Below are 24639 nucleotides of genomic sequence, written 5' to 3'. Positions count from 1 at the left end.
GGTTAAATCAAGGTGGAACGCGTGGAATTACTTTCTCAATATGGGTTGTTTTTGGCCAAAATCGCGACGGTGGTGGTTGCCATTGCGGTAGTTGCCGTTCTGATTGTCAACCTGACGCAGCGCAAGCGTCAGCGTGGGGAGTTACGCATCACCCGCCTGAGCGAGCAGTATAAAGAGATGCAGGATGATATGTCTCTGGCGCTGCTTGATAGTCATCAACAGAAACTCTGGCTGAAAGCGCAGAAGAAAAAGCATAAACAGGAAGCTAAAGCGGCAAAAGCAAAAGCAAAAGCAAAAGCAAAACTCAATGCGCCGCAGGATAAGGCCACGCCACGGGTCTATGTGCTCGATTTTAAAGGCAGTATGGATGCGCATGAGGTTTCTTCTCTGCGGGAGGAGGTGACCGCCGTTCTGGCCGTGGCGACACCGCAGGATCAAGTTGTCGTGCGTCTTGAAAGCCCGGGCGGGGTGGTTCACGGTTACGGACTGGCCGCCTCACAGCTGCAGCGCCTGCGTGAAAAACAGATCCCGCTGACCGTGGCCGTGGATAAAGTGGCTGCCAGCGGTGGCTACATGATGGCCTGTGTGGCGGACAAAATTGTTGCCGCGCCGTTCTCCATTATCGGCTCGATCGGCGTGGTCGCACAGATCCCGAACTTTAACCGCTTCCTGAAAAATAAAGAGATTGATATTGAACTTCATACCGCGGGTCAGTACAAACGCACCCTGACGCTGCTGGGGGAAAACACGGAGGAAGGGCGCCAAAAATTCCGTGAGGATCTCAACGAAACGCATCATCTCTTTAAAGATTTTGTACACCGTATGCGCCCGACGCTGGACATTGAGCAGGTTGCGACGGGCGAGCACTGGTATGGCGTCCAGGCGCAGGAGAAAGGGCTGGTGGATGAAGTCGGAACCAGCGACGATCTGCTGCTCAACCTGATGGAAGGCCGGGAACTGGTGGGCGTGCGCTTTACCCAGCGTAAGCGACTCCTTGACCGCTTTACCAACAGTGCGGCAGAAAGTGCTGACCGCCTGCTGCTGCGCTGGCTACAGCGCGGGCAAAAACCCCTGTTGTAAACAAAAACGCGAGGCAGATGCCTCGCGTTTTGCATTAATCGACCAGGTGATATTTCTCTGAAAGCGTATGCGCCAGATATTTAAACATGTTAAACACGGCGGTGCTTTTCGGGGTCGGCAACCCCTGTTCGTCAAGGAAGTATTCGCCGCTGAAAACCAGCACCCCATTACGCTGTTCTACGCCGGTGGCTTCAATACCCGCCAGCGTATCTTCATGGTCACGGATAAGCTTGTTTGCTTCGATAAGCAGAGAGGCTCGGTCAATAGGTTGGGTCGTATTCTGCATAATCCACTCCTTAAACAGTGACAATAGTCTACGCCGGGGGCGCTTTGGGGGCAAATTTTCCCTGTAATGTGAGGGGATAAGCTGCAGGGGCCTGGCTGGCGGGATTTGCTTTTGCATGCTAATAAAGTTGCGTAACGAATTTTATCAGGTAGAGTGTGCGCTTTCGTCATTCTGGCAACAGAATTGCTTGACATTCAACCGGGAATTCGTCACGAATTACACGAGATGTGAGAAAAATACCCGAGAACTCAATCACCTGGGCGTCTTTTCTTTAACGCCCGGTAAGACAAAGGGGTTGATATCTCCTGACGCAGTCGCAATATCATTGGCTCGTCGTCAGCGGAAGGGAAATCAACGTGCGGCGTATTCCTGGAAGAATTAAATTAGGTAAAGGTGAATATGGGTAAAGCTCTCGTCATCGTTGAGTCCCCGGCAAAAGCCAAAACGATCAATAAGTATCTGGGTAATGACTACGTGGTTAAGTCCAGCGTTGGTCATATCCGCGATTTGCCGACCAGTGGCTCAGCCAGCAAAAAGAGCGCAGACTCTACCTCCACCAAAGGGGCTAAAAAGCCTAAAAAGGATGAACGTAGCGCGCTTGTCAACCGCATGGGTGTTAACCCATGGCATAACTGGGATGCACAATATGAAGTGCTTCCAGGGAAAGAAAAAGTCGTTAACGAGCTGAAGCAGCTTGCTGAAAAAGCAGACCACATCTATCTCGCAACCGACCTTGACCGCGAAGGGGAAGCCATTGCGTGGCACCTGCGGGAAGTGATTGGTGGTGATGACAAACGCTACAGCCGTGTAGTGTTTAACGAAATTACGAAGAATGCGATTCGTCAGGCGTTTGAGAAGCCGGGCGAACTGAATATTGACCGTGTAAACGCCCAGCAGGCACGTCGCTTTATGGACCGCGTTGTGGGCTACATGGTTTCTCCACTGCTGTGGAAGAAGATTGCCCGTGGCCTGTCCGCAGGGCGTGTGCAATCCGTCGCAGTGCGTCTGGTCGTTGAGCGTGAGCGCGAGATTAAAGCCTTCGTCCCGGAAGAGTTCTGGGAAGTTGACGCCAATGTGACCACGCCGGGCGGTGACGCTCTGCCGCTGCAGGTAAGCCATCAGAACGATAAGCCTTTCCGTCCGGAAAACCGCGACCAGACCATGGCCGCCGTGGCGCTGCTTGAAAAGGCACGCTATCAGGTCCTGGAACGTGAAGACAAACCGACCAGCAGTAAGCCTGGTGCGCCGTTTATCACCTCCACCCTGCAACAGGCTGCAAGCACGCGTCTGGGCTACGGCGTGAAGAAGACCATGATGATGGCCCAGCGTCTGTATGAAGCGGGCTACATCACCTACATGCGTACCGACTCAACCAACCTGAGCCAGGACGCGGTCAACATGGTGCGTGGCTACATCAGCGACAACTTCGGTAAGAAATACCTGCCGGAAAGCGCTAATCAGTTTGCCAGCAAAGAGAACTCTCAGGAAGCGCACGAAGCGATTCGTCCTTCTGATGTCTCTGTCCTGGCTGAATCGCTTAAGGATATGGAAGCCGACGCGCAGAAGCTGTATCAGCTGATCTGGCGCCAGTTCGTGGCGTGCCAGATGACGCCAGCGCAGTACGACTCCACCACGCTGACCGTAGGCGCGGGTGAGTTCCGTCTTAAAGCTCGCGGTCGTATCCTGCGTTTTGACGGCTGGACGAAAGTGATGCCTGCGCTGCGTAAAGGCGATGAAGACCGAACGCTGCCGGCGGTGAACAAAGGGGATGCACTCTCGCTGGTTGACCTCGTGCCAGCCCAGCACTTCACCAAGCCGCCTGCGCGCTTCAGTGAAGCGTCCCTGGTGAAAGAGCTGGAAAAACGCGGTATTGGTCGTCCTTCGACCTACGCGTCCATCATCTCGACGATTCAGGACCGTGGCTACGTGCGCGTTGAAAACCGCCGTTTCTATGCGGAAAAAATGGGTGAGATCGTCACCGACCGTCTGGAAGCAAACTTCCGCGAGCTGATGAATTACGATTTCACCGCGCAAATGGAAGACAGCCTCGACCAGGTTGCCAGCCATCAGGCGGAATGGAAAAAGGTACTCGACAGCTTCTTCAGCGACTTTACCGACCAGCTTGAAAAAGCGGAGAAAGACCCTGAAGAGGGCGGCATGCTGCCTAACCAGATGGTTCTGACCAGCATCGACTGTCCAACCTGTGGTCGCAAGATGGGGATCCGTACTGCCACGACGGGCGTATTCCTTGGCTGCTCCGGCTATGCGCTGTCGCCAAAAGAGCGCTGCAAAACCACCATCAACCTGGTGCCTGAGAACGAAGTTCTCAACGTGCTGGAAGGTGACGATGCGGAAACGAATGCTCTGCGTGCCAAACGCCGCTGCAAGAAATGCGGCACGGCAATGGACAGTTACCTGATCGATCCAAAACGCAAGCTGCACGTCTGCGGTAATAACCCAACGTGTGACGGATATGAGATCGAAGAGGGCGAGTTCCGCATTAAGGGCTATGACGGCCCGATTGTGGAGTGTGAGAAGTGCGGTTCTGAAATGCACCTTAAAATGGGGCGTTTCGGTAAGTACATGGCGTGCACCAACGACGACTGTAAAAACACGCGCAAAATTCTGCGTAACGGCGAAGTGGCTCCGCCGAAGGAAGATCCGGTTCCGCTGCCAGAGCTGCCTTGTGAGAAATCCGACGCGTACTTCGTGCTGCGTGACGGCGCTGCGGGTGTCTTCCTGGCCGCCAACACCTTCCCGAAATCGCGTGAAACCCGCGCGCCGCTGGTGGAAGAGCTGCATCGCTTCCGCGATCGTCTGCCTGAGAAACTGCGTTATCTGGCCGATGCGCCACAGCAGGATCCGGAAGGCAACAAAACCGTGGTGCGCTTTAGCCGTAAAACCAAGCAGCAGTATGTTGCGGCAGAGAAAGAGGGTAAAGCGACGGGATGGTCAGCCTTCTTTGTCGATGGCAAATGGGTAGAAGGCAAGAAATAATCTTCCCTTACCGTAACTTACCTGTAAAAGGGCCGGATTTCCGGCCCTTTTTTATTGCCTTGTTATTATTTTTTGTTCCGTACTATACAGTCAGGCTATAAATGATATAGTGGTTATAGTTAACCTATTTCTTATTATTAAATCGTCTTAAGCGATTGACCGCATGCGCTAAATCGGATGGTCTGGCATGAAATTACAGCAGCTTCGTTATATCGTTGAGGTGGTGAATCATAACCTTAACGTCTCTTCTACCGCCGAGGGGTTATATACCTCGCAACCGGGCATCAGCAAACAAGTTCGTATGCTGGAGGATGAGTTAGGCATTCAGATCTTCGCCCGCAGCGGTAAGCATCTTACCCAGGTGACGCCTGCGGGGCAGGAAATCATTCGCATTGCGCGGGAAGTCCTCTCTAAAGTCGATGCGATCAAGTCTGTGGCCGGGGAGCATACCTGGCCGGATAAAGGCTCGCTGTATATTGCCACGACGCATACTCAGGCGCGCTATGCGTTACCTGGTGTCATCAAAGGCTTTATAGAGCGTTATCCTCGCGTCTCTTTGCATATGCACCAGGGGTCGCCAACGCAAATCGCTGAAGCCGTTTCCAAGGGGAATGCAGACTTCGCCATCGCCACCGAAGCGCTTCACCTCTATGACGATCTGGTGATGCTCCCGTGCTACCACTGGAACCGTTCTATCGTGGTGACCCCCGATCACCCCCTGGCAGGTAAAGGGTCCGTCACTATCGAAGAGCTGGCCCAATATCCCCTGGTGACGTATACGTTTGGCTTTACCGGACGCTCCGAGCTTGATACGGCCTTTAACCGGGCAGGGTTAACGCCACGCATTGTCTTTACCGCGACGGATGCCGACGTGATTAAGACCTATGTGCGGCTTGGTCTGGGGGTGGGTGTTATTGCCAGCATGGCGGTGGACCCGGTGTCAGACCCTGATCTGGTGCGTCTTGATGCGCACGATGTTTTCAGTCATAGCACCACTAAGATTGGCTTCCGTCGCAGCACCTTCCTGCGCAGCTATATGTATGATTTTATTCAGCGCTTTGCCCCTCATTTAACGCGTGACGTTGTTGATACCGCCGTTGCATTACGCTCAAATGAAGATATTGAAGAGATGTTTAAAGATATCAAACTCCCCGAAAAATAATCACACCCGGTATCTTTCCCTAAGGGAAAGATACCGAAATAACGCCTCAAAGCTAAATTAGAATTATCATCATCTGCGTATCCCCTGTCATATAATGTCATTATCCATTTAATCAGTAGGGTTATAATGTCGTGAATTGACGACAAAAGTAGAAACTAATTAACGCCTTCGCAAATTTTTCTTTTCAATTATTTATTTCTGGTCAAAAGAATGAATATTTCATACCTTCCGGTGCGTAAATTCACTGGCTTTTCGGCTAAAGTTTCTTTAGGATTTATCTCAACAGATGATTAATTGTACCAATTGTTTGGTCCTAAATGATAAGCGATGTCGATTGTATGAGGTTAGCAATGCCTTCAGGAAGTGAAGAACCGCAAAGGGATCCTGCGCTCAAGCGTAAAGCCTGGCTGGCGGTCTTTCTCGTCTCTACCCTGTTTTGGGTGGTGGTTGCTCTCCTGGCCTGGAAATATTGGGGTTGAATATGGCAGTGACGGTACGTACAGCTTCGGTAAAACAGATGTGTCAGCATCGTGACAACGGCCACAGAGGGCGTAAAGCACCTGCGACTCTTGTACCCGCGTCCTGGAAACTGACGCCGCAGCAGCAGGCGTTTATTGATGTGTTCGCAGAAGACGAACCCAAAAAACAATAATTTAGTTTATTGCGTAATGATGCAAATAGTCTGAATATCGACTCTGCACTTTTGTACTCTTTAATAAATACACATCAGCAATATAGCACTGAGGACAAACCTCGGAACTTTTTATAAATAATGCCTGGTGTCCCTATGATGAATAACATGACGTCTCACAAATACTGGTCATGGATCGGCGTTTTTACCGTGTCGATTCTGTTCTGGAGTCAGCTCATCTGGTTGGCCCTCCACTAAATTGTAAAACCTCGCTACGGCGGGGTTTTTTGTTTTCCCGTTCGGGACCAATCCTAAATTTATCAATTTGGGTTGTTATCAAAACGTTACGACATCTTTGTGTTATCTTTAATTACGGCCCTGATGATTGTCGGGGCATCTCTGTGATTAAGGAGGAGCTTATGTCGTTAACCCTACGCGAAGCCAGTAAGGACACATTACAGGCAGAAAATAAAACCTGGCATTACTACAGCCTGCCGCTGGCTGCCAGAACGCTTGGGGACATTTCGCGTTTACCCAAGTCATTGAAAGTTTTACTGGAAAATCTTTTGCGCTGGCAGGACGGTGACTCTGTCACCCTCGATGATATCAAGGCGCTGGCAGGGTGGCTTGAAAATGCCCATGCCGACAGAGAAATCGCCTATCGCCCGGCCAGGGTGCTGATGCAGGACTTTACCGGCGTCCCTGCCGTCGTTGATTTAGCCGCGATGCGCGAGGCCGTTAAGCGTCTCGGCGGAGATACGGCAAAAGTGAATCCGCTTTCCCCTGTAGACCTTGTCATTGACCATTCCGTAACCGTTGACCGCTTTGGCGATGATGACGCCTTTGGCGAGAACGTGCGTCTCGAGATGGAACGTAACCACGAGCGGTATGTATTCCTGAAGTGGGGGCAGCAGGCATTCAGCCGGTTTAGCGTGGTCCCGCCGGGTACCGGGATTTGTCACCAGGTTAACCTTGAATATCTGGGGAAAGCCGTCTGGAGTGAGTTGCAGGATAAAGAGTGGGTCGCCTATCCGGACACGCTGGTGGGCACGGACTCCCATACCACTATGATTAACGGTTTGGGCGTGTTGGGCTGGGGCGTCGGCGGTATCGAAGCAGAAGCGGCCATGCTCGGCCAGCCGGTGTCCATGCTTATTCCTGACGTGGTGGGCTTCAAGCTTACCGGTAAGCTGTCTGAAGGCATTACTGCCACCGATCTGGTGCTCACCGTCACTCAGATGCTGCGTAAGCATGGTGTGGTGGGCAAGTTTGTAGAATTCTACGGTGATGGTCTGGATTCGCTGCCGCTGGCCGACCGTGCCACCATTGCCAATATGGCGCCGGAATACGGTGCAACCTGTGGCTTTTTCCCCATTGATGATGTCACGCTGGAATACATGCGCCTTAGCGGGCGCAGCGAAGAGCAGGTCGCGCTGGTGGAGGCCTATACCAAAGCGCAGGGCATGTGGCGAAACCCGGGTGATGAACCGGTCTTCACCAGTACGCTAGAACTCGATATGGGAAGCGTCGAGGCGAGCCTCGCCGGGCCGAAACGTCCGCAGGATCGGGTTGCGCTGAGTGACGTGCCAAAAGCCTTTGCCGCCAGCAATGCGCTGGAGGTGAACGTGGCGCAGAAAGACCATCGCCCCGTAGACTATGTTCTGAACGGACATCAGTATCAGCTCCCGGATGGCGCGGTAGTTATTGCAGCCATTACCTCCTGCACCAACACTTCGAACCCAAGCGTGTTAATGGCGGCTGGTTTGTTGGCTAAAAAGGCGGTAGAGCTTGGGCTAAAACCTCAGCCATGGGTCAAGGCCTCGCTGGCACCGGGTTCCAAAGTGGTATCTGATTACCTGGCGCAGGCCAAACTGACGCCGTACCTTGACGAACTGGGCTTTAACCTCGTGGGCTACGGCTGTACGACCTGTATTGGTAACTCCGGCCCGCTGCCTGAACCCATTGAAACGGCGATCAAACAGGGTGACCTGACGGTAGGCGCCGTTCTATCCGGTAACCGTAACTTTGAAGGGCGCATTCACCCGCTGGTGAAAACCAACTGGCTCGCCTCGCCGCCGCTGGTTGTGGCTTATGCCCTGGCAGGGAACATGAATATCAACCTGGCGACCGATCCAATTGGTCACGATCGCAAGAATGACCCTGTCTATCTGAAAGATATCTGGCCATCATCGCGTGAAATCGCGCTGGCCGTTGAGAAGGTTTCTACCGAGATGTTCCGTAAAGAATACGCGGAAGTCTTTGAGGGCACTCCGGAATGGAAAGCCATCAACGTTGCAGGTTCGGATACCTATGGCTGGCAGGATGACTCGACCTATATTCGTCTGTCGCCGTTCTTTGATGAGATGCTCGCCGAGCCGGCACCGCTTAAGGATATCCACGGCGCGCGCATCCTGGCGATGCTGGGAGATTCCGTCACGACGGACCATATCTCTCCGGCGGGGAGTATCAAAGCCGATAGCCCGGCGGGCCGTTACCTGCAGAGCCGGGGCGTCGAGCGTCGCGATTTTAACTCCTACGGATCGCGTCGTGGCAACCATGAGGTCATGATGCGCGGGACCTTTGCCAACATCCGCATTCGTAACGAAATGGTACCGGGCGTGGAAGGGGGCATGACCCGTCATCTGCCGGGGACGGAAGTCGTGTCGATTTATGATGCGGCAGTCAAATATCAGCAGGAAGGTACGCCGTTGGCGGTGATCGCCGGGAAAGAGTACGGTTCCGGCTCCAGCCGCGACTGGGCGGCGAAAGGTCCGCGTCTGCTTGGCGTTCGTGTGGTCATCGCCGAATCGTTCGAACGTATTCACCGTTCGAATCTGATCGGTATGGGGATCCTGCCGCTTGAGTTCCCGCAGGGGGTGACGCGTAAAACGCTGGGCCTGACCGGGGAAGAGCTGATTGAGATTAGCGGTCTGCAAAGCCTGCAGCCGGGTAAAACGGTGCCGGTAAAGTTAACCCGTGCAGACGGGAAAACCGAGGTGCTGGATTGCCAGTGCCGTATAGATACGGCAACCGAGCTGACCTATTACCAGAACGACGGCATTTTACATTATGTGATTCGTAAGATGCTGGATTGATGAAACGAGCCCGGCACGCGTGCCGGGCTTTTTAGCATTACTCTTTCAGCAGATGGCCCATTTTGGCGGCTTTGGTATCAAGGTAGTGTGCGTTTTTCGGGTTACGGCCGACAATCAGCGGTACACGCTCGACGATGTTGATCCCCGCTTCGGTCAGGATCTCCACTTTTTTCGGGTTATTGGTCAGCAGGCGAACTTCGTCCACGCCCAGCAGCTTGAACATATCGGCGCACAAGGTGAAGTCGCGTTCGTCAGCGGCAAAGCCGAGCTGATGGTTTGCTTCAACCGTATCGTAGCCCTGGTCCTGAAGCGCGTAGGCGCGAATTTTATTTAGCAGGCCAATATTACGACCTTCCTGACGGTGATAAAGCAGCACGCCGCGGCCTTCTTCTGCAATATGGGACAGGGCGGCTTCCAGCTGGAAACCACAATCACAGCGCAGGCTGAACAGCGCGTCGCCGGTGAGACACTCTGAATGGACGCGGGACAGTACCGGCGTCTGCCCTGAAATGTCGCCATACACCAGCGCGACATGATCCTGTCCGGTTGCCAGTTCTTCAAAACCCACCATCAGGAAATCGCCCCATGGGGTTGGCAGTTTGGCTTCTGCCACACGTTTAAGCTGCATGTGATTCTCCAGAGTAGGCTGACACGTTTCGTGTCTTTGCCCTGTTTTGCTTTCTGTATCAGTTCATTTTGCCACAAGCTCAGCAGGTTCGCCTAATGGGCACCATGCTATATGAACGTTAAACGCACGATCCGACATATCCACCCAAAGGATTAATTTCAGTTATGATTGTGACGCTTAGCGAAAAAGGAGAAGACATGCTTTCAATCGCCAGACGTACGGCAGCAGGTGCGGCCATTTTACTGATTATGCCTCTGACCGTATGGCTTTCAGGCTGGATGTGGCAGCCCGGGCATAATGCCATGTGGCTGAAAACCTTATACTGGATAACGGAAACGGTCACCCAGCCATGGGGAATAATTACCCACGTACTCCTCTGCGCCTGGTTTCTGTGGTGCCTGCGCTTTCGCCTGCGCGCAGCACTGATGCTCTTTGCTATCCTCGGTGGCGCTATCATTGTCGGTCAGGGGGTGAAGTCCTGGGTGAAAGATCGCGTTCAGGAGCCGCGTCCTTTTGTCGTCTGGCTGGAAAAAACCCATCATGTTCCGGTGGATGAGTTCTACAATTTAAAGCGTAAAGATCGTGGCGCGCTGGTAAAAGAACAGCTTGCGGAACAGCAGGATATCCCGAAATTCTTGCGTAAACACTGGCAGAAAGAGACGGGGTTCGCGTTTCCTTCTGGTCACACCATGTTTGCGGCCAGCTGGGCGTTGCTGGGGGTTGGGCTGCTTTGGCCTAGGCGTCGAACGATTTCGATCGCGATTTTACTGGTCTGGGCGACGGGGGTTATGGGAAGCCGCTTGCTGCTGGGGATGCACTGGCCGCGCGACCTGGTCGTCGCCACGCTCATCTCATGGTTGCTGATCGTGCTGGCGACCTGGCTCACTGAACGATTCTGCGGCCCGCTAACGCCGCCGCCAGAAGAGAAAGCAGAAATAGCCGAAAGGGACCAAACCGACGCCTGACGGTTGATATTCCGTATTTTGCCCATAGATCCATGACCTGCGCGTCACTTTTTCCGTTTCGCGCTCGTCGCTAAAATGGTAGTTTATAAGGCTGATTGCGGTGAATTGAACACACTTTATTCGCTTGAACCACATAACGGGAAGTAATGTGAAATATTTACTCATTTTCTTACTGGTATTGGCGATTTTTGTCATTTCAGTCACGTTGGGTGCACAAAACGATCAGCAGGTGACGTTTAACTATCTGCTGGCTCAGGGTGAGTATCGCGTCTCGAGCCTGCTGGCGGTCTTATTTGCTGCCGGCTTTGCCATTGGCTGGCTGGTTTGCGGTCTGTTCTGGCTGAAAGTCCGTGTTTCGCTTGCGCGCGCTGAACGTAAAATTAAGCGACTTGAAAATAACATTGCCCCTGCGTCTGACATCCCGGAAAGCTCTGGTGTGCCGGTCGTGAAGGAATAATCGACTATGCTGGAGTTGTTGTTTCTGCTTTTGCCTGTAGCCGCAGCCTATGGCTGGTATATGGGCCGCAGAAGTGCGCAACAAACAAAACAGGATGAGGCCAATCGGCTCTCCCGCGACTACGTTGCGGGGGTAAACTTCCTCCTGAGCAATCAGCAGGACAAAGCGGTAGACCTGTTCCTCGATATGCTGAAAGAGGATACCGGGACGGTTGAAGCGCATCTCACCCTTGGAAACCTGTTCCGCTCGCGCGGCGAGGTTGACCGCGCCATTCGTATTCACCAGACGCTGATGGAAAGCGCCTCTCTGACCTACGATCAACGTCTACTTGCAGTGCAACAGCTGGGGCGGGATTACATGGCCGCGGGGTTGTACGATCGCGCTGAAGATATGTTCTCCCAACTGGTGGATGAAACAGATTTCCGCATCGGCGCGCTGCAGCAGCTCCTGCAGATTTATCAGGCCACCAGCGACTGGCAGAAAGCCATTGATACGGCTGAACGTCTGGTGAAGCTGGGGAAAGATAAGCAGCGCGTTGAGATAGCCCATTTCTACTGTGAGCTTGCGCTTCAGCAGATGGGCAATGACGACATGGACAAAGCCATGGCGTTACTGAAGAAAGGTGCCGCTGCGGATCGCAACAGCGCGCGAATCTCCATCATGATGGGGCGTGTCTTTATGGCGAATGGCGACTACGCCAAAGCCGTTGAAAGCCTGCTGCGGGTGATCGACCAGGACAAAGAGCTGGTCAGTGAAACGCTGGAAATGCTGCAAACCTGCTATCAGCAGTTGGATAAGCAGGAAGAGTGGGTAGCATTCCTGCGTCGCTGCGTGGAAGAGAACACCGGTGCCACCGCTGAACTGATGCTCTCAGACGTCGTTGAACAGTATGAAGGAAGCGACACTGCGCAGGTTTACATTACGCGTCAGCTGCAGCGTCATCCGACCATGCGGGTCTTCCATAAGCTGATGGATTACCACCTTAACGACGCGGAAGAAGGGCGCGCCAAAGAGAGCCTGATGGTGCTGCGCGACATGGTTGGCGAGCAGGTGCGCAGCAAGCCACGCTATCGTTGTCAGAAGTGTGGTTTTACCGCGTATACGCTCTATTGGCACTGTCCTTCCTGCCGCGCCTGGTCCACTATCAAGCCAATCCGTGGCCTGGACGGGCAGTAATTTTTTAAAAGCCTTCATTTTAGTTACAACATACTGATGGCGTTTTACGGTTTCTCAACACCGTGCGGTTTGCTGGCCTGTCAGGGAAATAAATGGATTCTGTCAATTTGCGACGACGGCAGGTAGAATGCTGGCCGTTTATCTGTTCCGCGCCGCTGCGCGCCCATAGACGAAAAGGGCTGGTCATGACGTCTGTTACATCCTCCACTTCCCGAGTAATTACGGATTCTCCTGTTGTTGTTGCGCTTGATTACAATAAGCGTGACGCTGCACTCGCGTTTGTCGACGGCATTGACCCTCGCGACTGCCGTCTGAAAGTTGGCAAAGAGATGTTCACGCTGTTTGGACCGCAAATCGTTCGCGATCTGCAGCAGCGCGGCTTTGACGTTTTCCTCGATCTGAAATTCCATGATATCCCGAATACCACGGCGCACGCGGTTGCCGCAGCCGCAGAACTGGGTGTATGGATGGTTAATGTCCACGCGTCGGGTGGGGCAAGAATGATGACCGCTGCCCGTGAGGCGCTCCTGCCGTTCGGTAAAGATGCACCGTTGCTGATTGCGGTCACCGTGCTGACCAGTATGGACGAAAACGATTTACGCGACCTGGGAGTGACGTTGTCACCCGCCGAACATGCCGAACGTCTCGCGCGTCTGACCCAGCATTGCGGCCTGGATGGCGTCGTCTGCTCCGCGCAGGAAGCGGTACGTTTCAAATCAGCGCTGGGCAAGGATTTTAAACTGGTCACGCCGGGTATCCGTCCTGCAGGCAGCGACGTGGGCGATCAGCGCCGCATTATGACGCCTGAGCAGGCGCTGGCTGCAGGCGTTGACTACATGGTCATTGGGCGTCCGGTGACGCAGTCTGCAAACCCGGCTGAGACGCTTAAGGCTATTAACGCATCGCTGAAGAAGGGGGCGTAATGACCGATTCCAACAGCCGCCTGGTCTATTCAACCGATAGCGGGCGTATTGACGAACCGAAAGCGAAAGTGGAACGTCCAAAGGGGGACGGCATCGTTCGGATCCAGCGCCAGACCAGTGGACGAAAAGGAAAAGGGGTTTGTCTAATCTCCGGCATTGACCTTGATGATGCTGAACTGACAGCGCTGGCTGCCGATCTGAAAAAGAAATGTGGCTGCGGCGGTGCCGTGAAAGACGGCATTATTGAAATCCAGGGTGATAAACGTGATTTAATTAAATCTCTGCTGGAAGCCAAAGGTATGAAAGTCAAACTGGCAGGCGGCTAAAATAAATGAGCCACGGCAAATGCCGTGGCTCGTGTTATATACGTGCGTATGTTAGACCTGAAATGCGTTTAAATATCGCATTACCGGGGAAGGCTTGGATAGTTATTATTTGCCAACCTGGTGACCGATAATACCACCGACGGCAGCGCCACCTAATGTACCCAGCGTACTACCATCCGTTAATACTGCACCACCGAGAGCACCGGCACCTGCACCAATAGCGGTGTTACGGTCGCGTTTAGACCAGTTAGAGCACGCGCTCAGGGACATTGCTACAGTGATTGCCAGAACAGCGGCGGCTAATTTTTTGCTGGTTAAGGTCATAATACTTTCTCCTGAATTATCGATTCACGGAAAGATGTGCGCATTAAGTATAGACGAATCGAATACTTAATTCTTTTTCCCGTGAAAGCTGGTCGCGCAGGCGTTACTTCATCACGCAGGTGATAGTCACTTCCTGTTATATCGCTAACAGTAATTTTACGACTTTAATGCAGGTTAAACAGGTAAAAACTCTTAAAGCAGGGTTAAGAATCATCTCAGAGAAAGAAGGGCGTATGCGCCCGAAGTTCGGGCGCGGAGGGGAGTCAGGCGCTGGTTTTAATAATATTGACGATCAGACCACTGTCTTCCAGTTTAATACGGTGCGCGTCGCTCAACCGCTCGTCGGTAATCACGCGGCTAAAGCGTGAAACGGGGCCCATCGTGTAAGGGTGAACGGCGCCAAATTTAGAGCTGTCGGTCAGCACAATGGCTTCACACTCTTTTTCCAGCACCGCATTCACCACGTCAGAGCGCATCATATCCCGGCCGGTAAAACCTGTCTCTGGTTGCCAGCCGTCAATCCCGATAAATGCCTTGCTGAAATGAACCTGCTGGACATACTGACGGGTCAGCGGGCCTACCATGCTTTCGCTTTTTTTCTGGTAAATTCCGCCGAGCAGTATCACCTCGCAGCGCGTCTCTTTGAGCAAATGCGCGATATAGCTGCTGACGGTGATGATGGTCACGTCTTTTTGATCGGCAAGCGTGCGCGCCAGAAGGGCATTACTGCTGCCGTTTTCAATAAAGACGGTCTCGCCGTTGTTCACCAGGGACGCGGCAAATTCCGCCAGTTCACGTTTGAGCGCGTAGTTGTTCATCATGCGCGTCTCAACGTCATCACTGTCCAGCGGGACAGCATATCCGTGCGCACGACGCAGATAGCTCTGTTTTTCCAGCAGATTAAGATCCTGACGGATGGTGACTTCAGAAACGCCAGTGGTTTTAGCGAGATCGACTACGCTTACGCGTCCCTGATCGATGACCATCTGCAAAATGAGTTGTTGTCGGGAATTCATAGCATCCATTTAATAAAGCGAAACGAGGTCGGAGACAGTGGGGTTAAACTTCCCACGGCGCTTTTGGCTGTCCGTTTTCAGGCGTATTGTCAGCGCCATTCTGAGCGAGAAGTTCAGACTTCAGGATCTCGAGATTACGGATAGCAGAGTGATAATCGCCTGCCACCAGGATATCCAGCACGGTATCAATTCGTTGTGCTACAGCTTGTGCGTCAATAGTCGACATAATCTCACTCCAGGCGCGAAAAGTTAATATTTTCAATGATGCAGAAATTAGGGTCAAAAGAGAAGGGAAAAAATGCAATAACTAAATTACATAAACGTAAGTGATAAATTTATTCCCCCTCATGCAGCAGGCTTAATGAGTGGATTAGTCTAAAACTGCGCGCAAGGCGCTTTTTTATAAGAGGAATTAGACTATGACAGTTATCAATCAGCCTACCTGTACACTGTTTACCGATACTGAACGGTTCACTCAGCTGTCGGGTTATTACGAGGCGGAGCGTCACACCGTCTGGATGATGCTGCGGGCTCAGCCGCGACCTTGCTTTAACCATGCGTTAATTGAGGAGATCATGAACTTTTCATGGCTGGTTCGCCAGTCTGGTTTTGCGGTTGATTTTTGGGTAACCGGATCGCTGGTTCCGGAGATGTACAATGTGGGCGGTGACTTACAGTTCTTCGTCGAGTGCATTCAGAACGGACGTCGGGAAGCGTTGCGGGCGTACGCGCGCGCCTGCGTTGATTGCGTCCATGCGGCCTCACGGGGGTTTGATACGGGAGCCATCACTCTGGCAATGGTCGAAGGCAGTGCTCTAGGAGGCGGTTTTGAGGCCGCTCTGGCGCACCATTTCGCCCTGGCTCAGCGCGATGCCCGTTTAGGTTTCCCGGAGATTGCCTTCAATCTGTTTCCGGGCATGGGGGGATATTCCCTGGTCGCACGCCGTTCGGGCATGAAGCTGGCGGAAGAACTCATCTACAAAGGGGAATCCCATACGGCTGAATGGTACGAACAGCATGGGCTGGTGGATGTTCTGTTTGAACCCGGACAAAGCTATGTCTCCACCCGAACTTTCATCGATACGCTGCGGCCAAAACTGAACGGCGTAAGGGCGATGCTGCGCGCCCGTACCCGCGTTCTACAATTGCCTCGCAGTGAACTGATGGACATAACCGAAGACTGGGTGGATGCTGCTTTCTGCCTGGAGCCGAAAGATATCGCCTACATGGAGCGTCTGGTCACGCTGCAAAACCGCCATCATGCGGCGGGTCTGCGTAAAGCCAGTTAACGTTGATTTCGCGCTTGATATCGTTTTAGCCATCGCTCGAATGCGGCAGCGGGCATAGGCTTAGCAAACAGAAAACCCTGCCGTTCGTTGACGCCGTTCTTGGTCAGAAAGGCGTCTTCTTTTGCATTTTCCACACCTTCGGCAATCACCTGAAGATTTAACGCCTGCGCCACCGCGACGATAGCGCGCACCAGTGACTGTGAAATGGACTGCTTATGAATGTCCCTGACAAAGGATTGATCGAGTTTAATGGCGTCGATAGGGAAGCGGGCGAGCTGCGAAAGAGAAGAGTAGCCGGTGCCAAAATCATCCAGATGAATTTGCGCCCCGAGTCTGCTGAACTGCTGGATCACGGACAGCGCCAGCTCTTCGTTCTCGATAAGACAGCTTTCGGTCAACTCAACGTCGACAGGGCAGTATTCAAAATTCAGATCCTTCAGCGCCTGCTTTAAGTCGCTGAAGATAGTCTGGTCGGCCAGCTGTCGTGCAGAGACGTTCACCGCCACGCGCAGGTTAATTCCCTTATCGCGCCATTTCGCCACCTGGCGAACCACATCAAGCATCACCCAGCGGCCCAGCGGCACAATCAGCCCCGACTCCTCGGCATAAGAGATAAACTCCAGCGGCGGGATCAGGCCGCGTTCTGGTGATTGCCAGCGGACCAGTGCTTCAAGGCTTCTGACTTCCCCACGCCAGGTTATTTTGGGCTGATAGTGGATTAGAAGCTGATCGTTATCCAGTGCTTTACGCAGGTTGGTATCGAGCCAGAGATACTCAAATACGCGCTGGTTCATCTCGGGTGAGAAGACGCAGAACTTGCCCCGGCCGTTCTCTTTGGCGGTGTACATGGCGGTATCGGCGTTACGAATGACGCTTTCCCGGTCGCTACCATGCTGCGGGGCGAGGGCGATACCCAGAGAGCAGCCGGTATAAATCTCAATCAGACCGATTCGGAACGGCTGGCGCAGACGGGTTAAAATGCGCGACGCCATCGCCTCCAGAGAGCCCTGTGAGGTATTGGTGGCCATGACGATAAACTCATCACCGCCCAGTCGCGCCAGCACCTGTTCCTCATCCAGACAGCTCAAAATGGCGAGGGCGACAGCCTGTAACAGCTGATCGCCAAACATATGCCCGTAAGCGTCGTTGACCTTTTTAAAGTTATCCAGATCGAGATACACCACGCCTACCTGCGTGTCGCCGCGGTTGACGATGGCGTCAGAAATCAGATCGTGGATCGCATTGCGGTTTGGCAAGCCGGTGATGGTATCGGTATTGGCCAGCACGCGCAGCCGCTCCTGAGCGCGGCGTTCCTCGGTAATATCTGTCCCGGAACAGATAAGGAAAATTTCATTTTTACCGCTGCCGCTGTGAACGAATTTGTTTCTGAACAGAAACAGCCGCTGCCCTTTACGCGTTTTGATCCAGCGTTCGACTTCGTAGGAGCTGCCGTTGCGAAAAAAACCGGTAATATTGCGCTTTGAAGCGGCCGCTTCGCTGCGGCTCATAAACAGCTTAAACACGTTCTGGCCAATCACCTCTTGCTCTTTCAGGCCGGTATACTCTTCGCTAAGCCGGTTAAAACGCTGGATATTGCCGTGCCGATCGAGAATAACAATGACGGAGTTGGCCTCAGAGACAACCTGTTCCGCAAAAGAGAGCCCTTGAGCCAGATCGCGTGCCACGGAGGGCGTATCGTTCCAGGCGGAAGCGGTTCCGGCCCACTCGTTACGGGTAATTTTACGACCCACAAGATGAACCGGGACATCTTCTCCGTACAGGGAGAGCGACATGGAAATGCTGGAGGTAATAACGGTTAAATGACGGATGAGATCGGCCTGTTCATCGTCCAGCGCCACGACCTGAGTGACATCGGCATTTTCGCTGGTGGAAAGGTGCAGAGCGTTGCTGTCAGCTGATAAGCGCCACCACGGGCTGTGAGTCCCCATGTAGCGAAACAGCAAATTCTGCTCCAGATCGTCCATCATGTTTTCTCCCGCAGCTGTTCATTAGCGCACAAATTATTCATTTGTTGTCGACTTTTCCGTTGAGAAACAGCGGCAAAACCGAAGTGAACCTGTTGTTTTTCCCTGCTTTCTTATAATAAAACGAGTCAGGTTAAAAAGGATACTGAGCGTATAAAAATTCATGCAACCGAATATAACAACACTCTTTTACTGTAGATAATTATGGCGGTTTTAGGCGAAGGGATACTGAAAATAGTAAGGAAAAATAATGATTTTGTGGCGAGGATTAAAATAAAAATTGTCGGCCCTTCCGAAACGAAAAGACCGACAATGTAAGCGGTTATCAGGCGACAGGACGCGCGATAATACTGCGGGTTTCCATGCGAACTTCGGCGATATTAACGTCAATCACGTCGGTGACTTTGTAAACTGTTTCACCTTTAATTTGCACGGTACCGTTTTCCTGACTACAGACCATTTCGTCGCGAACCGCATGCAGGAATGGCGCAGGAATAAACGCGACAGCGCCGTTATCGACCAGACGGACGCGCATCCCCCCACGGCTGATATCGATGATCTCTGCGGCAAAACGGGTATCCGTACCTGCTTTATCCTGCAGGAAGCGTGCGTACAGCCAGTCCCCGACGTCACGTTCCGCCATGCGGTTCAGACGGCGACGATCGGCCATCTGCTGCGTGGTGTCCTCCTCAGGACGGGCAATGGTTTCACCTTTGATAATCGCTTTCAGCAGACGGTGGTTAACCATATCGCCATACTTACGGATCGGCGATGTCCAGGTGGCGTAAGCTTCAAGGCCAAGACCAAAGTGCGGCCCAGGCTCGGTGCTGATTTCAGCGAAGGACTGGAAGCGACGAATGCGGCTGTCCAGGAAACCTGACGGCTGCGCGTCCAGTTCGCGGCGAAGCTTGCAGAAGCCCGGCAGCGTCAGCACTTCTTCCGGATCAACGTGCACATCGTGATTCTTCAGCAGGGCCGCCAGCGCTTCGGTATTCGCCGGGTCAAACCCGGTGTGAACGTTGTAAATGCCAAAGCCCAGTTTGTCGCGCAGCACGCGTGCGGCACAGATGTTGGCGGAAATCATCGCCTCTTCAACGATGCGGTTTGCAATGCGTCGCGGTTCGGCCACGATGTCCAGCACTTCGCCTTTCTCGCCCAGAACAAAGCGATAATCCGGGCGGTCTTTGAACACCAGCGCGTGAGTTTTACGCCACTCGCCGCGGTTGAGACAGATGCGATGCAGCAGACGGATCTGCGCGGCAATGGCGTCTGATTCAGGTTTCCAGCTACCGGTATTTTCCAGCCAGTCTGAGACGTTATCGTAGGCAAGCTTGGCTTTCGATTCGATAGTGGCGGCGAAGAACTCGATATCGTCTTCAATCGCGCCATCTGCGGCGATAGTCATGCGGCAGGCAAGGACCGGGCGCACTTCATTTGGACGCAGCGAGCAGAGATCGTCTGACAATTCGCGCGGCAGCATCGGAATATTGAAGCCCGGCAGGTAGTTGGTGAACGCACGGATTTTCGCCGCGTCATCCAGCTTGCTGCCTTCGGCAATCCAGGCGGTGGGATCGGCAATGGCAACGGTCAGGTGCAGTTTGCCATCGGCGCTCTCTTCAGCGTACAGCGCGTCATCCATATCTTCTGTGCTGGCGCTGTCGATGGTGACAAACTCCAGAGCGGTGAGATTTCGACGGGTCAGACCCTCATCCTGCATCTCGGTTGCCACGCCGTTCGGCGCTTCTTTTTCAAGATTGTGGCGTGCCAGCGTGACCCACCATGGTACGAAATGGTCGGCGCCAAAGGTGATGAACTGGGTCAGTTCAGCATAAAAACCACGATCGCCTTTCAGAGGATGACGGCGCATTTCTGCTACGGCCCAGTCACCTTCTTTAAAATCGTGCTCAACGCCACGGGCGGCGCGGCAGGGAATAGCATCTTTCAGCAGGGGATGATCCGGCACGATAGAAAGACGATCGTCTTTTCTCTGTACCTTACCCACAAAACGGGTTAGGAACGGTTCGATCAGTTCTTCCGGCTCGGCAGACTCGCGGTCCTTCTCGGTATGAATGACGGCCATGACGCGATCGCCATGCATCACTTTCTTCATCTGCGGAGGCGGAATGAAGTAGCTTTTCTGCGCGTCAACCTCAAGGAAGCCAAAGCCCTTTTCCGTGGCTTTTACGACCCCTTCTGCACGCGGCGTCTGGGAATGCAGTTGCTGTTTAAGCTGCGCTAGCAGCGGGTTGTCCTGAAACATAATGTTCTATTTTCGTAGCCATTGAGCGGCTGACAGTTTTACGCGATTCTCACTGTCTCAGCAAGCGGTCTTTGGGTAATGAGTGTGGTTATTCCTCTTTACCAAACGCGACTTTCAGACGATTAAGCCAGCCATCAAATGCACTCCGGGTAAGCAGCTTGATGGCTTGTTCGCCCGTGAGCCCTTGATCCGTGATCGGGGTAAACTGCGCGGCGCTGAAGCGGTCCGGAGAGCGTGTCAGCAGTTCGAGCGCCGCTGAAAGTGAGGTGGACGTCAGCAGGATCTCTTCGCGAGTGTTTAACAGGATTTCGCCGGTCAGATCGAGCAGCGTCGGCTCATGACAAAGAACCGGCGTCAACGCCTGAAGCGCGGGTTCAGCCTGCCAGCGGGACAAGGACTCAAGCTGATGCGCATTCGCATAGCGCAGCTCAACGACAGGTAAAAGCGGCGTCCACGCATCGTGGCTCGCGGGGAGCGTGTGCGGCTGAATATGATGTCCCGGCAACCAGCGAACAGGATGTCCCAGCAGGGCCTGAAAAATTGCGACCACGCGCGCCTGAAAACCGATAAAGCCGATAATCTGGTTAATTACCACGATGTCGTACGTGGACAGGCCCACCTCGTCAAGCTGGTTGCGGGCTTTATCATCGATCACATCAGGAGAGCTGGAAAGCTGGCGGGCATACTGCGTAATTTGCGCCAGACGTCGGTTGCTTTCGCGCGAGGAGTCCGGGCCGGGAAGCGGAGCGAGGAGGGCGGCATAGTGGTTACAGAGCCGCTGAACGCCGCAGGCCTGTGCGACGGTTAGCGCGGTACTGAGCCGATCGTAGGCGCTGAGCGTATGCAGGCGGTTCACGGGAATCGAGAGCGGAAACAGCTGGTGGCATAAGGCTCTGGCAGGAGCAAGCCAGCCAGAACAGGCGGCGACAATCTCATCAGGCAAGGCTAAATCGAGCAAAAAACGATCGTCGACGTTAGCGGCTTCGGGCACCAGGGGCAGAACATCCGTCTGCGCGTGGTTTGACTGGGTCTCGTGATACCAGTGGCCTTTGCCGGAAAAACGGCGTTGTTCCATGTGCGTTCCTTGATCTCAAAATGGCGATCAATATCCTGGCTTAAGGCAGATAAAGGGAAAAATATTGTTAGGTGATAACAAATAGCAGAACGGAATAACGAAGGGGTGACGCGGGGGGAAATACTCTCTTCCCGTGCGGGAAGAGAGTCACAGCTTATTTGATTTCCAGCTCGTTCATTGCAGCGATGTTGAAGCCGCCGTCAACGTGAACCACTTCGCCGGAAATACCCGCGGAAAGATCAGAGCACAGGAATGCTGCAGAGTTACCAACATCTTCAATGGTAACAGTACGACGAATCGGGGTAACCGCTTCGCAGTGAGCCAGCATTTTACGGAAATCTTTAATACCGGAAGCTGCCAGGGTGCGGATAGGACCTGCAGAGATGGCGTTAACGCGTACACCTTCAGGACCCATTGCGTTCGCCATGTAGCGTACGTTCGCTTCCAGAGATGCTTTCGCCAGACCCATAACGTTGTAGTTAGGGATAGCACGTTCAGCGCCAAGGTAGGACAGAGTCAGAAGAGCTGCGCCCGGGTTCAGCATCGCACGGCATGATTTTGCCATCGCAACGAAGCTGTAGGAGCTGATGTCGTGAGCGATTTTGAAGCCATCACGGGTAACCGCGTTCACGTAGTCGCCGTCAAGCTGGTCGCCAGGAGCGAAGCCGATGGAGTGAACAAAACCGTCGAATTTCGGCCATGCTTTTGCCAGTTCAGCAAACATCCCGTCGATGCTTTCGTCTTGTGCAACGTCACATTCCAGAACAATGCTGGAACCCAGCTGCGCGGCAAACTCTTCAACACGGCCTTTCAGCTTGTCGTTCTGGTAGGTGAACGCCAGCTCAGCGCCTTCGCGATGCATTGCCTGAGCGATGCCGTATGCGATGGACAGTTTGCTGGCAACGCCAGTCACCAGAATGCGCTTACCGGAAAGAAAACCCATAGCTTTAATCCTTATATTCATTGCTTATTTTGCCATGTAATTCATAGCGTTACAGGCGGTATTTCAAAATCATTCGAAATTAGCTCGAAATTATAGCCCACTCACAGCCCCTTGTGTCACGATATTTCTCGCACTTCTCGCGAGACGTATGCCCGGGCGAACTCATCATCACGTTGTTTCGCATCTAGCCGGACAGACAAACGCGAAGCTCATGGAGGGCGGTGGGGCATTTCCCGGAGTAGCCCCGTAGCTTTGCGTGCCGTGGCAAAGTGAGTAGTAATATTGGCTGCTGGAATTCTCGCCTGTATGTAGTAGTAAAAAAGGCTGTAAGCTCCAGCATCCGTCCAGTATATCATTGGGCTTTAGATTCGCCTCATCCAACCAGAGGGAAAGCGTGGCCAATTCTGATGTGTTTCACGAACAGCAGACCATCACCTCCTCATTAGGGACTCTACGTAATAGCCATCTCTGGTGTATTGATTGGGGGTAACGGCGCGCTACATTTGTTAAGTATTTGTTTTGCTCCTGAATCAGCGAATAACATAATGTCTATTTATAAACAAATTTCGCCCTGTCATTAACGTACATGAACGTATATTCTCGGCGGGTCTATGGGCCATTATGTTTTAGTTCCTTCAGGTATAAATTTTGTTTGCAGGTGACGGGTGAACTCCTTTCAGCATCAATAAGATGCAGGGAAATATTTTATCTTAATATTGTGTTGCTCACGAAGTGATTTTAGCAGAAATACAGTGTTCATTTTAAGGTCGGGTAAGATCAATATTTGATACATAGCAGCAATATAACGGACACCTCCTTATTTCTGGCGCTAAAAACAGTATGACGAATAAATGATGTGGCCTGGTATATTGGTATCGCAATGATTTTTAAAGTGTATAAGGCTGTTTTTATACTAAAGGTTATTCTTTTTGCAAATTCACGCAATATTTTTGTGCTGGTTGGGTGTGGTGAAACTTTATGGCATTGGTTGTACTTACGAAAAATAATTTCCTGCGACTTGCGCTTCACTCTGTTTACGATGAGCTTAATTTAACAGAAGATACCTGTGTAATTGATACTGAATCTTTCAATGCACTTATAGATATATTATACGAAATATACTCCAGGGATTTGGTATCTTGTCGCCGAATTCTATTGGTGGGGGATGATATTGGCTCAAAGATATTATTTCCTTTGAATGTCATTTCTCTTGATTCACCGCTCACAGTATTGAAGAATCAAATGCATACTGGTTATAGCCTAAAGGCTGTGCTGGAGCGTATTTACGAGTGTAGAAGACTGGTAGCGCTGACTGATAGCGAGCGTTTGTTTGCTCAATACTACAGTTCGAGAAACTCGATTAAAAACATAGCGCGCAGAATTGGTTTAAGTGAAAAAACGGTGTATCAACAAACGGCGAGTGCTGCGGCTAAACTTAACCTGCGCTCTGGAAAAGAGTTTCTGCTTTTCCTGGACCGAGAGTTTAGTAATAATCTTGGTCGTTAAGTTTTAAGAAATGCAGTTCGCAAGGTAATGGAGTTCGTTTAGTTCGGCTAGTCGGTTGTGTGATGACATTCTAAACCTGCGAGATTAGAATTATCACACATAATCCTAATTCCTGCTGTGACAAAGAACACATGGATGCCCAGGTCAGGAACGGCTACTCTAAATTGTTCTGTGACGGGTTACTTTCTAATGGTATATATCAAAAAACTGCGGCGTACTTCGCAACGTTGTTCGACCGAAGTGCATATTTCCTGTGGCGATTTTTAGTGGGTTATATAAATCGAAATGTGTTTATGACGCTTGTAAACATTCTACGCCTGGCATTCTTTGTATTTCACAAGTGAGTATTTATGGGGGTGTTATCCATTTCTGGACGATATATTTGATGTGAAAAAATCGGATGCAGGTGTAAAATATAAGAATAGTTTAATAAAATTGGCTATGATGAATGAAAAACGCTAGTCGTCAATATTGCAACCCATCATTCTTACTATTTAGTATTCTAAGTGTGTATT

At 52.3% G+C, this 24639-nt stretch carries 23 protein-coding genes; 14 read left to right on the top strand and 9 right to left on the bottom strand.

From position 1 onward, the window contains the following. Positions 1–21: 21 nt before the first annotated feature. Positions 22–1080, top strand: coding sequence for a protease SohB (gene sohB / locus USH94_RS17795; RefSeq protein WP_111965948.1), 1059 nt, complete (start codon positions 22–24; stop codon positions 1078–1080). A 34-nt stretch (positions 1081–1114) separates the two neighbouring features. Here the strand turns inward: sohB and USH94_RS17790 are convergent, their stop codons facing one another. Next, complete coding sequence (locus USH94_RS17790) at positions 1115–1366, bottom strand: YciN family protein (protein WP_003856804.1); 252 nt, start codon at positions 1364–1366, stop codon at positions 1115–1117. Positions 1367–1765: 399 nt separating this feature from the next. Here USH94_RS17790 and topA point away from each other — a divergent pair, with 399 nt between their 5' ends. The 6 genes from topA to acnA all read left to right on the top strand — a co-directional run bounded on the left by topA (position 1766) and on the right by acnA (position 9251). Further along, on the top strand, positions 1766–4363 hold the full coding sequence (gene topA, locus USH94_RS17785) for a type I DNA topoisomerase (RefSeq protein WP_111965949.1): 2598 nt from the start codon (positions 1766–1768) through the stop codon (positions 4361–4363). Positions 4364–4550: 187 nt separating this feature from the next. Then, the gene (gene cysB / locus USH94_RS17780; protein WP_008502814.1) at positions 4551–5525 is read left to right on the top strand and encodes an HTH-type transcriptional regulator CysB; all 975 of its coding nucleotides are present in this window, start codon (positions 4551–4553) and stop codon (positions 5523–5525) included. A 338-nt stretch (positions 5526–5863) separates the two neighbouring features. Further along, positions 5864–6004 carry a YmiA family putative membrane protein gene (locus USH94_RS17775; protein ID WP_213327741.1) on the top strand — a complete coding sequence of 47 codons (141 nt, stop codon included), beginning with the start codon at positions 5864–5866 and terminating at the stop codon, positions 6002–6004. Positions 6005–6006: 2 nt separating this feature from the next. Further along, positions 6007–6177 (top strand): hypothetical protein, encoded by a 171-nt coding sequence (locus USH94_RS17770; RefSeq protein WP_181574058.1) that lies wholly within the window; start codon positions 6007–6009, stop codon positions 6175–6177. Between the two features lie 138 nt (positions 6178–6315). Beyond that, positions 6316–6414 (top strand): small membrane protein YmiC, encoded by a 99-nt coding sequence (gene ymiC / locus USH94_RS17765; RefSeq protein ID WP_032623144.1) that lies wholly within the window; start codon positions 6316–6318, stop codon positions 6412–6414. A gap of 161 nt (positions 6415–6575) precedes the next feature. After that, positions 6576–9251: an aconitate hydratase AcnA gene (acnA, locus tag USH94_RS17760; protein ID WP_111965950.1), complete on the top strand. Its 2676-nt coding sequence runs from the start codon at positions 6576–6578 to the stop codon at positions 9249–9251. A 37-nt stretch (positions 9252–9288) separates the two neighbouring features. On the opposite strand, the gene ribA is transcribed toward acnA, so the two are convergent. Then, on the bottom strand, positions 9289–9879 hold the full coding sequence (ribA, locus tag USH94_RS17755) for a GTP cyclohydrolase II (protein WP_008501210.1): 591 nt from the start codon (positions 9877–9879) through the stop codon (positions 9289–9291). A 197-nt stretch (positions 9880–10076) separates the two neighbouring features. On the opposite strand from ribA, the gene pgpB reads away from it, so the two are divergent. The 5 genes from pgpB (at position 10077) to yciH (ending at position 13726) form a co-directional block, all read left to right on the top strand. Continuing rightward, a complete protein-coding gene (gene pgpB, locus USH94_RS17750; RefSeq protein WP_111965963.1) occupies positions 10077–10844 on the top strand; it encodes a phosphatidylglycerophosphatase B in 768 nt (255 codons plus the stop codon). Between the two features lie 148 nt (positions 10845–10992). Next, positions 10993–11301 (top strand): LapA family protein, encoded by a 309-nt coding sequence (locus USH94_RS17745; RefSeq protein ID WP_023312067.1) that lies wholly within the window; start codon positions 10993–10995, stop codon positions 11299–11301. 6 nt (positions 11302–11307) lie between these two features. Beyond that, on the top strand, positions 11308–12477 hold the full coding sequence (gene lapB, locus USH94_RS17740; protein WP_111965952.1) for a lipopolysaccharide assembly protein LapB: 1170 nt from the start codon (positions 11308–11310) through the stop codon (positions 12475–12477). 185 nt (positions 12478–12662) lie between these two features. Next, positions 12663–13400, top strand: a complete 738-nt coding sequence (gene pyrF, locus USH94_RS17735) for an orotidine-5'-phosphate decarboxylase (RefSeq protein WP_023335943.1) — start codon at positions 12663–12665, stop codon at positions 13398–13400. Beyond that, on the top strand, positions 13400–13726 hold the full coding sequence (gene yciH, locus USH94_RS17730) for a stress response translation initiation inhibitor YciH (protein ID WP_111965953.1): 327 nt from the start codon (positions 13400–13402) through the stop codon (positions 13724–13726). The genes pyrF and yciH overlap by 1 nt, the downstream gene beginning before the upstream one ends. A 105-nt stretch (positions 13727–13831) precedes the next feature. Here the strand turns inward: yciH and osmB are convergent, their stop codons facing one another. The 3 genes from osmB to USH94_RS17715 all read right to left on the bottom strand — a co-directional run bounded on the left by osmB (position 13832) and on the right by USH94_RS17715 (position 15292). Continuing rightward, a complete protein-coding gene (osmB, locus tag USH94_RS17725; RefSeq protein ID WP_008501216.1) occupies positions 13832–14050 on the bottom strand; it encodes an osmotically-inducible lipoprotein OsmB in 219 nt (72 codons plus the stop codon). A gap of 263 nt (positions 14051–14313) precedes the next feature. Further along, complete coding sequence (locus USH94_RS17720) at positions 14314–15066, bottom strand: DNA-binding transcriptional regulator YciT (protein ID WP_111965954.1); 753 nt, start codon at positions 15064–15066, stop codon at positions 14314–14316. Between the two features lie 43 nt (positions 15067–15109). Next, positions 15110–15292 (bottom strand): hypothetical protein, encoded by a 183-nt coding sequence (locus USH94_RS17715; RefSeq protein ID WP_111965955.1) that lies wholly within the window; start codon positions 15290–15292, stop codon positions 15110–15112. Between the two features lie 193 nt (positions 15293–15485). Here USH94_RS17715 and USH94_RS17710 point away from each other — a divergent pair, with 193 nt between their 5' ends. Continuing rightward, positions 15486–16355, top strand: coding sequence for a crotonase/enoyl-CoA hydratase family protein (locus USH94_RS17710; RefSeq protein WP_111965956.1), 870 nt, complete (start codon positions 15486–15488; stop codon positions 16353–16355). Here the strand turns inward: USH94_RS17710 and pdeR are convergent. From pdeR to fabI, 4 genes are all read right to left on the bottom strand, one after another. Further along, the gene (gene pdeR / locus USH94_RS17705; protein ID WP_111965957.1) at positions 16352–18343 is read right to left on the bottom strand and encodes a cyclic di-GMP phosphodiesterase; all 1992 of its coding nucleotides are present in this window, start codon (positions 18341–18343) and stop codon (positions 16352–16354) included. The genes USH94_RS17710 and pdeR overlap by 4 nt on opposite strands. A gap of 322 nt (positions 18344–18665) precedes the next feature. After that, positions 18666–20600 carry an exoribonuclease II gene (locus USH94_RS17700; protein ID WP_111965958.1) on the bottom strand — a complete coding sequence of 645 codons (1935 nt, stop codon included), beginning with the start codon at positions 20598–20600 and terminating at the stop codon, positions 18666–18668. An 88-nt stretch (positions 20601–20688) separates the two neighbouring features. Next, the gene (locus USH94_RS17695; protein WP_111965959.1) at positions 20689–21675 is read right to left on the bottom strand and encodes a CMD domain-containing protein; all 987 of its coding nucleotides are present in this window, start codon (positions 21673–21675) and stop codon (positions 20689–20691) included. A 154-nt stretch (positions 21676–21829) separates the two neighbouring features. Next, positions 21830–22618 carry an enoyl-ACP reductase FabI gene (fabI, locus tag USH94_RS17690; RefSeq protein WP_003856831.1) on the bottom strand — a complete coding sequence of 263 codons (789 nt, stop codon included), beginning with the start codon at positions 22616–22618 and terminating at the stop codon, positions 21830–21832. Between the two features lie 978 nt (positions 22619–23596). Here fabI and USH94_RS17685 point away from each other — a divergent pair. Then, the gene (locus USH94_RS17685; RefSeq protein ID WP_111965960.1) at positions 23597–24124 is read left to right on the top strand and encodes a helix-turn-helix transcriptional regulator; all 528 of its coding nucleotides are present in this window, start codon (positions 23597–23599) and stop codon (positions 24122–24124) included. The last annotated feature ends 515 nt before the right edge of the window (positions 24125–24639 follow it).

This window comes from Enterobacter sp. 148H3 (genome assembly GCF_034107425.1).
In the GTDB taxonomy this organism is placed as follows: domain Bacteria; phylum Pseudomonadota; class Gammaproteobacteria; order Enterobacterales; family Enterobacteriaceae; genus Enterobacter; species Enterobacter vonholyi.
The sequence above is the reverse complement of the archived record's forward strand: the minus strand, read 5'-3'. Positions and strand labels throughout refer to the sequence as shown.